This is a genomic window from Cellulosimicrobium sp. TH-20 (genome assembly GCF_002105775.1).
Lineage (GTDB): Bacteria > Actinomycetota > Actinomycetes > Actinomycetales > Cellulomonadaceae > Cellulosimicrobium > Cellulosimicrobium funkei.
The window spans coordinates 3,835,638-3,850,154 of sequence record NZ_CP020857.1 but is presented as its reverse complement, the minus strand read 5'-3'; the positions used below and the strand labels follow the sequence as shown (position 1 = coordinate 3,850,154).

General features: G+C 75.9%; 10 protein-coding genes, 1 pseudogene and 1 riboswitch. Of the genes and pseudogenes, 8 read left to right on the top strand and 3 right to left on the bottom strand.

Annotated features, from left to right (window positions below):
• The first annotated feature begins 54 nt into the window (after positions 1-54).
• Positions 55-696 (top strand): phosphoribosylglycinamide formyltransferase, encoded by a 642-nt coding sequence (purN, locus tag B8281_RS17155; RefSeq protein WP_043659503.1) that lies wholly within the window; start codon positions 55-57, stop codon positions 694-696.
• Here purN and B8281_RS17150 read toward each other — a convergent pair.
• Positions 693-1,313: a helix-turn-helix transcriptional regulator gene (locus tag B8281_RS17150; protein ID WP_051028587.1), complete on the bottom strand. Its 621-nt coding sequence runs from the start codon at positions 1,311-1,313 to the stop codon at positions 693-695. The genes purN and B8281_RS17150 overlap by 4 nt on opposite strands.
• Before the next feature lie 104 nt (positions 1,314-1,417).
• On the opposite strand from B8281_RS17150, the pseudogene B8281_RS20125 reads away from it, so the two are divergent.
• The 3 genes and pseudogenes from B8281_RS20125 to purH all read left to right on the top strand — a co-directional run.
• Positions 1,418-1,921, top strand: a pseudogene (locus B8281_RS20125) (MFS transporter); the annotation flags it as partial.
• 82 nt (positions 1,922-2,003) lie between these two features.
• Positions 2,004-2,813: a hypothetical protein gene (locus B8281_RS19350; protein WP_157446667.1), complete on the top strand. Its 810-nt coding sequence runs from the start codon at positions 2,004-2,006 to the stop codon at positions 2,811-2,813.
• A 4-nt stretch (positions 2,814-2,817) separates the two neighbouring features.
• A riboswitch (ZMP/ZTP riboswitch) is annotated at positions 2,818-2,906 on the top strand.
• Positions 2,907-2,966: 60 nt separating this feature from the next.
• Positions 2,967-4,661, top strand: a complete 1,695-nt coding sequence (gene purH, locus B8281_RS17140; protein ID WP_085388362.1) for a bifunctional phosphoribosylaminoimidazolecarboxamide formyltransferase/IMP cyclohydrolase — start codon at positions 2,967-2,969, stop codon at positions 4,659-4,661.
• 77 nt (positions 4,662-4,738) lie between these two features.
• Here the strand turns inward: purH and B8281_RS17135 are convergent, their stop codons facing one another.
• Complete coding sequence (locus tag B8281_RS17135) at positions 4,739-6,142, bottom strand: FAD-dependent oxidoreductase (RefSeq protein WP_085388361.1); 1,404 nt, start codon at positions 6,140-6,142, stop codon at positions 4,739-4,741.
• 54 nt (positions 6,143-6,196) lie between these two features.
• Here B8281_RS17135 and B8281_RS17130 point away from each other — a divergent pair, with 54 nt between their 5' ends.
• Positions 6,197-6,628 carry a DUF3017 domain-containing protein gene (locus B8281_RS17130; protein WP_085388360.1) on the top strand — a complete coding sequence of 144 codons (432 nt, stop codon included), beginning with the start codon at positions 6,197-6,199 and terminating at the stop codon, positions 6,626-6,628.
• A gap of 142 nt (positions 6,629-6,770) precedes the next feature.
• Here B8281_RS17130 and B8281_RS17125 read toward each other — a convergent pair whose 3' ends face one another.
• Positions 6,771-7,829 (bottom strand): MIP/aquaporin family protein, encoded by a 1,059-nt coding sequence (locus tag B8281_RS17125; RefSeq protein WP_081600272.1) that lies wholly within the window; start codon positions 7,827-7,829, stop codon positions 6,771-6,773.
• Positions 7,830-8,202: 373 nt separating this feature from the next.
• On the opposite strand from B8281_RS17125, the gene B8281_RS17120 reads away from it, so the two are divergent.
• The 3 genes from B8281_RS17120 (at position 8,203) to B8281_RS17110 (ending at position 14,356) form a co-directional block, all read left to right on the top strand.
• Positions 8,203-9,420 (top strand): NADP-dependent isocitrate dehydrogenase, encoded by a 1,218-nt coding sequence (locus tag B8281_RS17120; RefSeq protein WP_085388359.1) that lies wholly within the window; start codon positions 8,203-8,205, stop codon positions 9,418-9,420.
• 149 nt (positions 9,421-9,569) lie between these two features.
• Positions 9,570-10,556: a malate dehydrogenase gene (locus tag B8281_RS17115; RefSeq protein ID WP_085388358.1), complete on the top strand. Its 987-nt coding sequence runs from the start codon at positions 9,570-9,572 to the stop codon at positions 10,554-10,556.
• A 173-nt stretch (positions 10,557-10,729) separates the two neighbouring features.
• Complete coding sequence (locus B8281_RS17110; RefSeq protein WP_085388357.1) at positions 10,730-14,356, top strand: ABC transporter ATP-binding protein; 3,627 nt, start codon at positions 10,730-10,732, stop codon at positions 14,354-14,356.
• Positions 14,357-14,517 lie beyond the last annotated feature (161 nt).

The window sequence follows — 14,517 nt, the reverse complement described above, 5'->3', positions numbered from 1 at the left end:
CCGCCGCGGTCGCGCTCCGTGACCCGCGACCCCTCGAAACCCCGCAGGAGCACCGTGCAGACGCCGTCCGGCCACCCCGTCGAGTCCACCTCCGCCGCCCGCGTCGTCGTGCTGGTGTCGGGGGCGGGCAGCAACCTCGCGGCGCTCCTCGCCGCGCACGACGACGTCGCGTACGGTGCGCGCGTCGTGGGCGTCGTCTCCGACAAGGCGGACGCCGGCGGGCTGGACCTCGCCCGCGAGGCGGGCGTCGCCGCCGTCGTCGTGGCCCCCGGCGACTTCGCGGACCGGGCCGCGTGGAACGAGGCCGTCGCTCAGGCGGTCGACGTGTTCCGGCCCGACCTCGTGGTCCTCGCCGGGTTCATGCGCATCCTCGGTCCCGCGTTCGTGGGCCGCTTCGCGGGCCGCACGCTCAACACCCACCCCGCGCTCCTGCCGTCCTTCCCCGGCGCGCACGGCGTGCGCGACGCGCTCGCCTACGGCGTCCGCGTCACGGGCTGCACGGTCCACGTGGTCGACGACGGCGTCGACACCGGCCCGATCGTCGCCCAGGTCGCGGTGCCGGTCGAGGACGGCGACGACGAGTCGTCGCTGCACGAGCGCATCAAGGTGGCCGAGCGGGCGCTGCTCGTCGAGACCGTGGGGCGCGTCGCGCGCGAGGGCTTGCGCGTCGACGGCCGCCGGGTCGTGCTGGGCTAGTCGGCGGGCGCTTCGGTTCGTCGGCCGGAGGCGTCCTCTCCCGGCGGGGGCGCGGGGTCGTCGTCGTCCGCCGGGGGCAGGTCGCGCGGGGCGAGCACCGCGAGGACCTGGTAGGTCTCGCGGCGCGCCTCGGGGTCCGCGCGTCCCTCGTCGAGCGCGCGCGTGTTCCAGCGCTCGACGAGCTCCTGGAGCTCGCGCGACATCGTTGCCGCCTGCTCGGGGCTGAGCACGAGCGTGCTCAGCGCGAGGATCCGGTCCGCGCGCGCGCCCATCGCGCTCCCGCGGCGGAACGTCTCCTCGGCCCAGGCGAGCGCCGGGCGGACGACGTGGCGCACCGCGTCCGGCGTCCCGGGCTCCACCGCGTAGCTCTCCGCGACGTTCTTCCAGACGCGGTCTCGGCGGTCCCGGGCGTGCTCGGGCGCCTCGACGATCATGCCCGCCCGGGCGAGGACGCGGAGGTGGAAGCTCACGGAGTTGGCCGGCTCTCCGGTGGCCCGGGCGAGGTCCGCCGCGCGCGCGTGCCCGAGGACGGCGAGCTCCATGAGGATCCGCTGGCGCAGCGGGTGCGCGATCGCGCGCAGCGCCGCGGGGTCCTGGACGTGGAAGGTCTCGAGCACAGGCCGAGGCTAGCAACGCCCGAGTGGTCCGCACGGGGGAGTGCTCACCACAAAGTGCGCAATGACTATTGCGCAACTGTCGTTGCGCACGTAAGTTCTCAGCCATGTCGAAACCACCGCCCGCGCCCCCGGGGCCCCGCACCGCTCCGTCGTCCGCCCCCGGTGCCGCGGTCGGCCTCGCGCCGGACGCGCCGCCGTCGCTCCTGCGCAACCGCTCGTACCTGCTGCTCATGACCGGGTTGACCGCGGAGTCGCTCGGCGCCGGGGTGGCGCTCTTCGCGGTGCCGCTCGTGGCGTACGGGCTCACCGGCTCCGTCGTGCAGGCGGGGGTGGTGGCCGCCGTCGGGCAGGTCGGGGCGCTCCTGGCGACGCTGCCCGCGGGCGTCGTCGCCGACCGCATGGACCGCCGGCGCCTCGTCGTGGCCGCGGCGACCGTCGGGGCGCTGCTCTGGACGACCGTCGCGGTGGCCGCCGGCACCGGCTCGCTCTCCGCGTGGCACCTCGCCGCCGTCCTGTTCGGGGCCTCCGTCGTCGGCGCGCTCGTGGACCCGGCGACGAGCGGCGCGTTCCGCTCGGTGGTCCCGGTGCCGCAGCTCCCGACGGCGCTCGCGGCCGCCCAGGGCCGGGACGCCGTGGCGAGCCTGCTCGCCGGCCCGCTCGGCGGGGGCGCTCTACGCCGTCGCGCACGCCGTGCCGCTCGCCGGGGCCGCGATCGGGCACGCGGCGACCGCGGTGTGCACGTGGCTCGTGCGCGAGCCGCTCAACGGCGACGTCGCGGCCGCGCGCGCCACCCGACCCGTCGCGGCGCTGCGCGAGGGGCTGCGCTTCGTGTGGTCCGTGCCGCTGTTCTGCGCGCTGCTCGGCCTGTTCGTCGTCATCAACGTCGCGTTCGGCAGCCTCATGGTCGGCATCAACCTCGAGCTGGTGCGCACGGGCACCGCGCCGCTCCTCATCGGCCTGGTCGACCTCGCGGTCGGCGTGGGCGTGCTCGTCGGCGCGGTGCTCGCGCCCCGGCTCGTCGCCCGGGTCCGCGCGGGGGCGCTCGTCGTCGCGGCGCTCGGCGTGCTCGCCGCGGGGTCCGTCGTCATGGCCGTGCTGGAGTCGTACGCGGCCTACCTGGCGGTGCTGCCGTTCGCCCTCCTGCTCGTCCCGGCCGTGAACGCGGGCCTGTCGGGGTACGCCGCGGCCGTCACCCCGCCGCAGCTCCAGGGCCGGCTCGCGTCCGTGCTCGGGCTCACCGGCCTCGCGGCGGGCCCGCTCGTCCCGCTCGTCGGGAGCGGGCTCCTCGACCGGTTCGGGCTCGGGACCGCGCTCGCGGTGCTCGCGGGGCTCCTCGTCGTCACGGTCGCGGTCCTCAGCTCGGTCCGCCCGCTCTGGCGGGTCGGCACGCCCGACACCTGGGCCGACGACGCGGCCGCCCTCGCGGCGTCGGGGGTCGTGCCGGGCGCGGTACCGGGTGCCGGCCCGACCGAGCCGGGGGCGCCGCCGTCGGGCCGCTAGACTGGACGACGGCCGCGACTGGCGAGGGTGGGAACGACCACCGGGGAGCGGCCGGATCTACCTGCTGGAGCGTCGACCGCCTGGGCGCCTGGGTTCTGCCACTCGCGTCGGCTCCGTCGGCGCGGCGACCGCGACCCAGAGGAGCCCCTCGTCATGTCCCACCCGGCCCCGCACGTGCCCTCCGCCCCCGACGTCCAGCTCACCGACGACTCGCGGCGCCCCGTGCGCCGCGCGCTCCTGAGCGTCTACGACAAGTCGGGCCTCGTCGAGCTCGCCACGGCGCTGCACGCCGCAGGCGTCGAGCTCGTCTCCACCGGCTCGACGGCGTCGACCGTCGCGGCCGCGGGCGTCCCGGTGACGAAGGTCGAGGACCTCACCGGGTTCCCCGAGTGCCTCGAGGGCCGCGTCAAGACGCTCCACCCGCGCGTGCACGCCGGCATCCTCGCGGACTCGCGCAAGGCCGACCACCTCGCGCAGCTCGACGAGCTCGGCATCGCGCCGTTCGAGCTCGTCGTCGTCAACCTCTACCCGTTCGCCGCGACCGTGGCGTCGGGCGCGGGGCCGGACGAGGTCGTCGAGCAGATCGACATCGGCGGCCCGTCGATGGTCCGCGCGGCGGCGAAGAACCACCCGAGCGTCGCGGTCGTCGTGGACCCGGCCCGGTACGACGACGTCGTCGCGGCCGTGCAGGCGGGCGGCTTCACCTACGCGCAGCGCAAGGCGCTCGCCGCCGCGGCGTTCGTGCACACCGCGACGTACGACGTCGCCGTCGCGTCCTGGATGGGCAACGTCGTCGCGCCGACGGACGCGGTCCCGGTCGAGGGCGGCGCCGAGGGCGAGACGGTGAGCACGGGCTTCCCGGCGTGGATCGGCGCCACGTGGGACCGCGCCGACGTGCTGCGGTACGGGGAGAACCCGCACCAGCGCGCCGCCCTCTACACGGTCGGCCACGGCGCGACGGGGCTCGCCCAGGCGACGCAGCTCCACGGCAAGGCGATGAGCTACAACAACTACGTCGACGCCGACGCCGCGTGGCGTGCCGCGCACGACCACGCCGAGCCGGCCGTCGCGATCATCAAGCACGCGAACCCGTGCGGCATCGCGGTCGGGACGGACGTCGCCGAGGCGCACGCGCGCGCCCACGCGACCGACCCCGTGTCGGCCTACGGCGGCGTCATCGCCGCGAACCGCGTCGTGACGAAGGCGGCCGCCGAGCAGATCGCGCCCGTCTTCACCGAGGTGGTCGTCGCGCCCGGGTTCGAGCCGGACGCGCTCGAGGTGCTCCGGGCGAAGAAGAACCTGCGTCTCCTCGTCGTCGACGCCCCGCCGACGACGACCGTCGAGACCCGCCCGGTCAGCGGCGGGCTGCTCGTGCAGAGCACGGACCGGGTCGACGCCGTCGTGACCGACGCCGAGGGGAACGTCACCGGCGGTGACGCGCCCGAGCACTGGACGCTCGTCACGGGCGAGGCCGCCGACGACGCGACGCTCGCCGACCTCGCGTTCGCGTGGCGCGCGATCCGCGCGGCGAAGTCGAACGCGATCCTCCTCGCGCGCGACGGGGCCGCCGTCGGGGTCGGGATGGGGCAGGTCAACCGCGTCGACTCGTGCCGCCTCGCGGTCGAGCGTGCCAACACGCTCGCGGACGGCGAGGAGCGGGCCCGCGGCGCCGTCGCGGCGTCCGACGCGTTCTTCCCGTTCGCGGACGGCCTGCAGATCCTGCTCGACGCGGGCGTGCGCGCCGTCGTCGCGCCGGGCGGGTCGATCCGCGACGCCGAGGTGATCGAGGCCGCCCGCGCCGCGGGCGTGACGATGTACTTCACGGGGACGCGTCACTTCGCGCACTGACCCGGCTGCTCGACGGCCCGCCGGTCCGCGGACCGGCGGGCCGTCGAGCTCGGGGTCGCGGGGGTCGGGCGCGGGCGTCAGGCGAGGGCGTCGCGCAGGCGCCCGGCCGGGTCGAGCGCGACGTCGAGGTCGACGCGCAGGCGGCCCGTCCGGTTCATCGCCTTGCGCACGGGGCCGACGTCGCGCGGCGAGTCGACCAGGAGCACGGCCCGGACGTCGGTGACCCGGGCGGCCGGGTCGGCGGCGGGACTGCCGGGTCCGGAGCGCGCCGCGGGCGCGAGGTAGAACGCGGCCCAGCCCTCGTGGCCGGTGGCGCCGCCCGCGGGGTCGCCGCGCAGCACGACCTCGTCGCCCTCGGCGGGCACCCCGAACAGCGCGAGGTCGTGCCCGAGCTGCTGGGAGAACACGTACGGCGCGTGCGCGGCCCGCTCGCCGTCGTCGCCGAGCAGCGCCGCGACGGTCGCGTCCGGGTCGTGGAGCGCCGCCGACCAGTGCCCGCCCGGGACGGGACCGAGCACGGGGTGGTCGCGGTTCGCGCAGTCGCCGACCGCCCAGAGGCCGGGCACCCCCGGCACGGCGCCGTCCACGTCCACGGGGACGCCGCCGCGCGCGTCGCGGGGCACGACGCCGTCGAGCCAGTCGGTGGCGGGCCGGGCGCCCACGGCGGCGAGCACGACGTCTGCCGGCAGCTCGCGGCCGTCGGCGAGCCGGACGCCGTCGGGCCGGACCTCCGCGACGGTGGCGCCGGTGACGAGCTCGGCACCCGCGGCCGCGTACCAGGGCGCGAGGTGCGCCCCGACGTCCGGGCCGAGCTGGCGGTGCAGCGGCGCGCCCGCGGCCTCGACGACGGTGACGTGCGCACCGGCGCCCGCCGCGACCCCGGCGAGCTCCGCGCCGATCCACCCGGCCCCGACGAGGACGAGACGCAGGCCCGGCCGGAGCGCCGCGCGCAGGGCGTCGGCGTCGGCCGCGGTGTGGAGCACGCGCGCGTGCTCCCAGCCGCGCGGCCGCACGGGCACGGAGCCGACCGCGAGCACGACGGCGTCGGCGACGAGGCGGTCGCCCGACCTCGTCTCGACGGACCAGCCCGGAGGGTCGGCGGCCCCGGTCCGCTCGAGGCGCACGGCCGGGTCGGCGAGGCGGACGTCGTCGGCGAGCGCGGCGACGTCCACCCCGAGGTCGTCGGCGAGCCACGCGGGGGAGGGCCGGCTGAGGAGCTCCTTCGACAGGGGCGGGCGGTCGTACGGCGGCAGGCCCTCCGCGCCGAGCAGCGTGACGCGCCCGGTGTAGCCGCGGCGGCGGAGCGCGGCGAGGGTCTGGGCGCCCGCGAGCCCGGCGCCGACGACGACCACGGACGACGGCGGCCCGCCGTCGTGGCGCGTGGGCGCCGGGCCGGTCGCGGGGTCGGCCGCAGGGCCGGTCGCGGGGTCGGTCGAGGTGGCGGGGGGAGCGGACGGGACCGGCGGCACGACGGACGGCATGCACGTCACGCTAGGGCACGACGGTAGGCTTCCGGGCGTGGAAGGTGCAGCAGCGTGAGCGACGTCACCGCGGACGGGGGGACGCGGCACCGGCCACGCGCGACGCTCGTGCCGGTGTGGCACCACGTGGACGACGAGACCGGCGACGGGACGGCTCCCGAGGGTGCTCCGGTGCCCGACGACGCGACCCCGCCCCCGGTGCCCGAGCCGCCCGCGAGCCTCGCGCCGTCCCGCCAGCCCGCGATGTGGCTGGTCCTCGCGGGTGTCGCCGTCGCCACGGTCGTGGCCGTCCTCGCCGGTGCGCGGGCGGGCTGCTTCGCGCTCTCCGGGCTGCTCGCCGTCGCGGGCGTGTGCCGCGCGGCGATCCCGGGCCCCGGTCCGGTCGGCATCACCGTCCGGTCGCGCGGGCTCGACGTCTTCTTCTTCCTCGCCCCCGCCGCGGTCATGGCGTTCCTCGCGCTGAGCCTGGACCAGGGCGAGATCTGACGTCCCCGCGCGGAGCGCGGCCGACGTGCGATCCGCGCGACGAGCGCCCCGCACGCCGAGCGACCCGCACGAGGTGCGACCTGCACGACGACGGGCCCGGACCGCGTGCGCGGTCCGGGCCCGTCGGGCGTGCGAGAAAGGGTCAGGCCCGCGGGGCCGTGCCCTCACCGGGGGCCGGGGCGTCGGGGTCGTCCGTCTCGACGACCTCCTCGACCGCGACCACGTCACCGTTCTCGTCCGTGACGACGACCGCCTCCTCGACGACGGTGCCCGCACCGGCGCCGACGACGGCCGCGCCCGCACCGGCGGCGGCGCCACCGGCGACCTCGGCCTCGGTCAGCGTGACGACGTGGTCCTCGCCGAGCAGGTCGTCCTGCTTCGGGGCGAACGCGAACGCCCGGTAGAAGAGGCCCGCGATCGCGGCGCCGAGGAGCGGCGCGACCCAGAAGACCCACTGCTGCTTCCACAGGTCCCCGTCGCCCGCGAAGACGGCCGACGCCATGGAGCGGGCCGGGTTGAGCGACGCGTTCGTGACGGGCACCGCGACGAGGATCAGGGCGGTGAGGGTGAGGCCGATGACGACCGGCGCGTACTGCACGGTCGCGCGCTTGTCGGTCACGCCAAGGATCACGCCGACGAACACCGCGGTCGCGATGGTCTCGATGAGCAGCGCGGCGAGCAGCCCGAACTCGGTGCCGCCCTGCGACGCCGTGGAGAGGGACGAGAAGTCGCCGTAGCCGTTCGCGGTCGAGACGAACAGGCCGCCGCGGTCCTCCTGCCCGACGAGCGCGGGCAGCGAGTTCGGGACGGTGGCGAGCAGGACGAGGCCCGCGAGGAGCGCGCCGACGAGCTGCGCGACCCAGTAGGGCAGCACGTCGCGCCACGCGGTGCGACCGCCGATGGCGGCGCCGAGCGTCACCGCCGGGTTGAAGTGGCCGCCGGAGACGTTGCCGACGGCGGCGGCGCCGGCGAGCAGCGCGAGGCCGCCCGCGAGAGCGACCGCGAGGGCGTTCTGCTGGCTGACGAAGGTGTACAGCGCCACACCGATGATCGCGAGGACGAGGAAGAACGTGCCGAAGACCTCGGCGCCGAGGCGCGCGAGGAGGCTGGGCTGGACGACAGCGACGGCCTCGGTCTGCGCGGGGCGCGCGTCGTCGACGTAGCCCTCCGGTGCGCCGGGAGCGGTGGTGTCCTGGGACATGATGATCCTGTCTGGTTCGGTGGGAACTTCGGGCAGTCCCGGCCCGGTGTGCCACGGTGCGGCACCGGCGGGCCGTCGGGACGACGGCACGATGCCTGACCGAGTGCCCGGCCATTCCGGCATCTGGGGGCATCTTGCCACCACCACCCGGGAGATGCGTGGAAATCTGCGGTGCTGCACCTGAGAACGGACGCCGGGTCTCACGATCCGAACGGTCCGCCGGGCGTCGCCAAAGTATCTTGACGTCGAGAAGTCGAGTACCCTGGACCGCGGTCAGCAACGCCCTCGTGTGCGACGGACCGGGCCCACGGGCCGCACGGTCGCCGTCCGACACCCGGGGGCTCCAGTCCCCGACAGTTGGAGCGATCTGCGCATGGGCAAGATCAAGGTCGTCAACCCGGTCGTCGAGCTCGACGGCGACGAGATGACGCGCATCATCTGGCAGTTCATCAAGGACCGCCTCATCCACCCGTACCTCGACGTGGACCTCAAGTACTACGACCTGTCGATCCAGAACCGCGACGCGACCGACGACCAGGTCACGATCGACGCCGCGCACGCGATCAAGCAGTACAACGTCGGCGTCAAGTGCGCGACGATCACGCCCGACGAGGCGCGCGTCGAGGAGTTCGGCCTGAAGAAGATGTGGGTCTCGCCGAACGGCACGATCCGCAACATCCTCGGTGGCGTCGTCTTCCGCGAGCCGATCATCATCTCCAACATCCCGCGCCTCGTGCCGGGCTGGAACAAGCCGATCATCATCGGCCGTCACGCCCACGGCGACCAGTACAAGTCGACGAACTTCAAGGTCCCCGGCCCGGGCAAGATCACGATGACGTTCGAGCCGGCCGACGGCTCCGAGGCGCAGAAGTTCGAGGTCGTGACCATGCCGGAGGAGGGCGGCGTCGCGATGGGCATGTACAACTTCAACGAGTCGATCCGCGACTTCGCGCGCGCCTCGTTCGCGTACGGCCTCCAGCGCGAGTACCCCGTGTACCTCTCGACCAAGAACACGATCCTCAAGGCCTACGACGGCGCCTTCAAGGACATCTTCCAGGAGGTGTTCGACGCCGAGTTCGCCGAGGCGTTCGCCGCCAAGGGCATCACCTACGAGCACCGCCTCATCGACGACATGGTCGCCTCTGCCATGAAGTGGGAGGGCGGCTACGTCTGGGCCTGCAAGAACTACGACGGCGACGTCCAGTCCGACACCGTCGCGCAGGGCTTCGGCTCGCTCGGCCTCATGACGTCGGTCCTCATGACCCCGGACGGCCAGACCGTCGAGGCCGAGGCCGCGCACGGCACGGTGACGCGCCACTACCGCCAGCACCAGCAGGGCAAGCCGACGTCGACGAACCCGATCGCGTCGATCTTCGCCTGGACGCGTGGCCTCATGCACCGCGGCAAGCTCGACGGCACGCCCGAGGTCACCGAGTTCGCGCAGACGCTCGAGGACGTCGTCATCAAGACGGTCGAGTCCGGCAAGATGACGAAGGACCTCGCGCTCCTCATCGGTCCGGACCAGGAGTGGCTGACGACGGAGGAGTTCCTCGCCGCGCTGGACGAGAACCTCAAGGCGCGCCTGGGCTGACCCGGCCCGCACCGCACGCCCGACGGCGGCGTCCCCTGCGCAGGGGGCGCCGCCGTCGTCGTTCCCGGGGGCCGCAGCGGCGAGAGTCGGCACCGGCGGGCGCGCCGCCCCGCGCGTCCGGGCGGGTCGCGTTGTGGGAGAGTGAGCGCATGACTTCCCCCGTGAACGTGACGGTGACCGGCGCGGCCGGTCAGATCGGTTACGCGCTGCTGTTCCGCATCGCGTCGGGCCAGATGCTCGGCCCCGACACCCCCGTGCGCCTGCGCCTCCTCGAGATCCCGCAGGGCGTGAAGGCCGCCGAGGGCACGGCCATGGAGCTGGACGACTGCGCGTTCCCGCTGCTCGCCGGCATCGACATCTTCGACGACCCGACGCCCGCGTTCGAGGGCACGAACGTCGCGCTCCTCGTGGGCGCCCGCCCGCGCGGCCCGGGCATGGAGCGCGGCGACCTGCTCGAGGCGAACGGCGGCATCTTCAAGCCGCAGGGCCAGGCGATCAACGCGGGCGCGGCGGACGACGTCCGCGTCCTCGTCGTCGGCAACCCCGCGAACACGAACGCGCTCATCGCGGCGTCGAACGCGCCCGACGTCCCGAAGGACCGGTTCACCGCGATGACGCGCCTGGACCACAACCGCGCGCTCACGCAGGTCGCGAAGCGTGCGGGCGTCCCGGTGTCCGAGGTGCGCAAGATGACCATCTGGGGCAACCACTCGGCCACGCAGTACCCCGACCTCTTCCACGCGGACGTCGCGGGCACGCCGGGCGCGCGGCTCGCCGAGGACCGCGAGTGGCTGGAGAGCACGTTCATCCCGACGGTCGCGAAGCGCGGCGCGGCGATCATCGACGCGCGCGGCGCGTCGTCGGCGGCGTCGGCGGCGAACGCGGCGATCGACCACGTGCACGACTGGGTCCTCGGCACGCCCGAGGGCGACTGGACGAGCGCGGGCGTCGTGTCGGACGGGTCCTACGGCGTCCCGACCGGCCTCATCTCGTCGTTCCCGGTGGTCTCGCGCGGCGGGTCGTGGGAGATCGTCCAGGGCCTGGAGCTGTCGGACTTCTCGCGCGGGCGCGTCGACGCGTCGGTCGCGGAGCTCCAGGAGGAGCGCCAGGCCGTCGAGGAGCTCGGCCTGGTCTGAGCCGTACCTGCGCGGCCCGGGTCCTTCGGGACCCGGGCCGCGCTGCGTCCGGGGCCGGGCAGGGCCGACGCGAGCCGGCCCGGCTCGGCCCCGCGCCGACCGGGCCGGGCAGGGCTGCGGGCAGCGAAAATCCCTGCGTCGGCGGGGGTGGGTCGCCGTAGGGTCGTGGGGCCATGATCGACGCCTCCCTGCCGACCGAGCAGCCCACGAACCCCCCGTCCGACCCGCACGCCGCGCCGTCGGCCGCCGCCCCGCGCTCGCCCGACCCGGCCCGGCGCCTGGACTGGCGCCGCCTGCGGGGGCCGCAGGCCGTCGTCGCGCTGCTCGCGCTCGCCGTGGGCGCGGTCGGCGCCGCGCTGGGCACCGTCATCGCCGGGTGGCTCGCCGAGGACCCGACGACGGCGACGCTCCAGCTCCTCGCCGCGTGCGTCGTCGGCGCGGCGCTGCTCGACACCGTCGGCCAGGTCGTGTGGGCGGGCGTGGTCGACCGCGCCGAAGGCCGCCTGCGCGGCGACCTCCTCACCGCGGCGCTGCACCAGCCGCTCGCCACGCTCACGGAGCAGGCGGTCGGCGAGGTGCTCGACCGCGTCGACGACGACACGCACGCCGTCGGCACGCTCGTGCGCCGTCAGCTCTGGGGCGCGGGACGCACCGTCGTCGGCGTGCTGCCGATGTGGGTCGTCGCCGGCCTCACGTGGTGGCCGGCGTGGGTCCTCTTCCCGGTGCTGGGGGCGGTCGCGTGGTTCATCGTGCGCCCGATGCTGGGCGAGATCGCGCGCCGCAAGGTCATCGAGGAGATGGCGTGGACGGACCATGCCGCGGCGTTCGAGGAGTCCGTCGCCGCGCGGGACGACCTGCGCACGAGCCTCGGGCAGTCGTTCGCGATCCGGCGCCTCGCCGAGCGGTCGGCCCAGGTGCACCGGAAGTTCGAGGCCGTGCTCGTCGTCGAGGCGCGCATGCTCCGCCGCGCCGGTCTCGTGCTCGCCTCGCTGCTCGCGGGCGTGGCCGTGGCGGGTGCCGCGCTCGCCGCGGACGGCGACCTGGGCGTCGACCGGCTCGTCACCCTGTTCCTCGTGACCGCGCTCTTCGTCGGGCAGGTGGACAACCTGGTCCACCACCTCCCGGACATCCAGGAGGGGCTGGGCGCGCTCACGCGCATCCGGCAGATGCTCGCCGTCGAGCCCGAGCCGACGGGCGGGCGCACGCTGCCCGCCGGGCCGGTCGGGATCGAGGTGCGCGACCTGCACTTCTCCTACGCCGAGGGCACGTTCGCGCTCGACGGGGTGGACCTGCACGTGCCCGCGGGGGAGACGGTCGCGCTCGTCGGGCGCACCGGCTCGGGCAAGTCGACCCTCGCGTCGCTGCTCTCGCGCGCGGTCGAGCCGCCGCGCGGCGCCGTGCTCGTCGGCGGCGTGGACGTGCGCGACCTCGACCTCCAGGCGCTGCGCGCGGCGGTCGGCGTCGTCACGCAGCGCACCGAGATCCTCGCGGGCACGCTCGCGGAGAACGTCGCGCTGTTCGCGGACGTCCCGCGGTCCGACGTCGAGGCGGCCGTGCGCGAGCTGCGGCTCGACGACTGGGTCGCGGGCCTGCCCGACGGCCTGGACACCCTGCTCGGTCCCGGCGGGACCTCGCTCTCCGCGGGGGAGGAGCAGCTCGTCGCGTTCGCGCGCCTGCTGGTGCGCGACGTGCAGGTCGTCGTGCTCGACGAGGCGACGGCGCGCATGGACCCGCTCACGGAGGCGCGCGTCGTCGCCGCGTCGGAGCGGCTGCTCGCGGGGCGCACGGGCGTGCTCGTGGCGCACCGGCTCACGACGATCGAGCGGGCCGGGCTGCTGGCCGTCCTCGACCACGGCCGGGTCGTGCAGCAGGGCGAGCGCGCCGCGCTCGCCCACGCCCCCGGTCCCTACCGCGACCTGCTCGTCGCGAGCGTCGCGCAGGACGGCGGACCGCGCGGCGACGACGTCGACGACCTCGCGCCCGGCGACCCGGCGCCCGCCGCGCCCGCGGCCGCGCAGGACGACGCGGGCGCCGAGGGCGAGACGCCCGCGGCCCGCGCCTCCGACGCGGTCGGCGGACGCCGACGGCGCGGCGAGCCGCCGGTCCTCGACGACCCGGGCGACGGGCCGAGCCTCGCGCGCGGCGTCGCGCACGCCCTGTTCGTCCGCCCGGCGTGGGGCGTGGTGGGCGCGGTCCTGTTCCTCGTCACGAGCCTCGTCTCGGCCCAGGGCGCCGTCACCGGCTTCCTCTGGGGACAGGCGGTCCAGGACCTCGGCTCCGGCTTCCCGGCGCGGCAGCTCGTGCCGCTCGCCGTGCTGCTCGTGGTCGCGCCCCTGTGCCTCGCGTGGGCGCTGTACGTCTACCCGCGCTGGTGGGTCGAGGTGCTGCTGCGCGTGCGCATGGCGGTCATGGCGGGCCAGACGCGTCAGCACCGGCTCACGGCCACGCCGCCCGGCGAGGTCGTCGCCCGTGCCATGGACGCCGACCGGTTCGTCCGGTACGCCGACCGCTGGGTCGACTTCGTCAACGGCCTCGTCATCGCGGGCGTCACCGCGCTGCTCAGCCGGTCGTGGCTCGCCGGCGCGGTGCTCCTCGCCGTCATGGTGGTGTCCGCGGCGGCGTCGGCGCTCGGGCGGCCGATCGCCGGGCGGTCGGCGACACGCTCGTCGGCCGCGCGCGCCCGGTTCGGCCGCGCGCTCGTCTCGGCGCTCGACTCCGCGCGGACGGTGAAGCTCGCCGCCCGCACGCCGCAGGTGCACGCGCACCTGCGCGAGGTGGACGCCGGGCGCGTGCGCGCCGCCGTCTTCGAGCACCGCGTGCAGGCCGCGCTCGACGGCGTCCCGCTCGTCATGATCCAGCTCGGCGTCGTCGCGGCGTGGGCCGGGCTGCTCACCGGGACGTGGGACCTCGCGACGGCGCTCCTCGTCGCCAACGCCGTGACCGGCTTCGGCTGGTTCGGGGTCGTCGCGGGCGCCGTCGTGACCGAGGCGCCCGGCACGCGCTCGTGGCAGCGCGCGACGAGCCGGTTCGCCGCCGGGACGGACCTCATGGACCTGCCGCCCGGCGTCGACCTCCTCACCGGCGCCGCCCCCACGCCCGACCCGGGCCCCCGGCGGCCGCTCGAGCGGATCGACCTGGACGGCGTGACGGCGCTGCACGACGACGGCACGATCGGCGTCCAGGACGTCGACCTGTCCGTCGGCCGCGGCGAGCTCGTCCTGCTGCTCGGGCAGGTCGGTGCGGGCAAGTCGAGCCTGCTCTCGGCGCTCGCGGGCCTCATGGAGCACACGGGCCGCATCCGCTGGAACGGCACGGACGTCGTCGACGCCCAGACGTTCCTGCGGCCGGGCCAGGTCGCGCACGTCGCGCAGGTGCCGCGCGTGCTGTCCGGGACGTTCGCGGACAACGTGCGGCTCGGCCACGAGCGCGACGTCCACGGGCCCGTCGCGGCCGCGCGGCTCGAGCGGGACGTCGTCGAGGCGGGCGGGCACGAGGCCCTCGTCGGGCACCGCGGCGTCCGGCTCTCGGGCGGCCAGGTCCAGCGGCTCGCCCTGGCCCGGGCGCTCGCGACCGACGCTGAGCTCCTGCTGGCCGACGACGTCTCCAGCGCGCTCGACGCGGCGACGGAGATCGAGCTGTGGGAGTCGCTGCGCGAGCGGGGCACCACGGTCGTCGGCGCGACGTCCAAGCGCGCCGCGCTCGCCCGGGCCGACCGCGTGGTCGTGCTCGACGAGGGCCGGGTCGCCGCCGTCGGGCCGTGGTCCGAGCTCGCCCCGCGCTGGGGCCATCTCGCGGGCTGACCACCGCGACCTCCCGGACCCGGGGCCGCCCCCGCCAGGACCTCCTGAGCGGGGCGACCCCGGGTTCGTCGTGTCCGGGCAGCGGCGTGGCGCGGCGCGGGCGCGGCGTTTGCCGAACCTTGCTGCAACTTTCTGCAACCAGTACAGTTCGGCTCAGCCGT

Excerpts from the sequence above, each read along its gene's own strand:
- B8281_RS17120 (WP_085388359.1), top strand. The coding sequence starts at position 8,203 with ATGGGCAAGATCAAGGTCGTCAACCCGGTCGTCGAGCTCGACGGCGAC.
- B8281_RS17135 (WP_085388361.1), bottom strand. The coding sequence starts at position 6,142 with ATGCCGTCCGTCGTGCCGCCGGTCCCGTCCGCTCCCCCCGCCACCTCG.
- B8281_RS17125 (WP_081600272.1), bottom strand. The coding sequence starts at position 7,829 with ATGTCCCAGGACACCACCGCTCCCGGCGCACCGGAGGGCTACGTCGAC.
- purH (WP_085388362.1), top strand. The coding sequence starts at position 2,967 with ATGTCCCACCCGGCCCCGCACGTGCCCTCCGCCCCCGACGTCCAGCTC.
- B8281_RS17115 (WP_085388358.1), top strand. The coding sequence starts at position 9,570 with ATGACTTCCCCCGTGAACGTGACGGTGACCGGCGCGGCCGGTCAGATC.
- B8281_RS17110 (WP_085388357.1), top strand. The coding sequence starts at position 10,730 with ATGATCGACGCCTCCCTGCCGACCGAGCAGCCCACGAACCCCCCGTCC.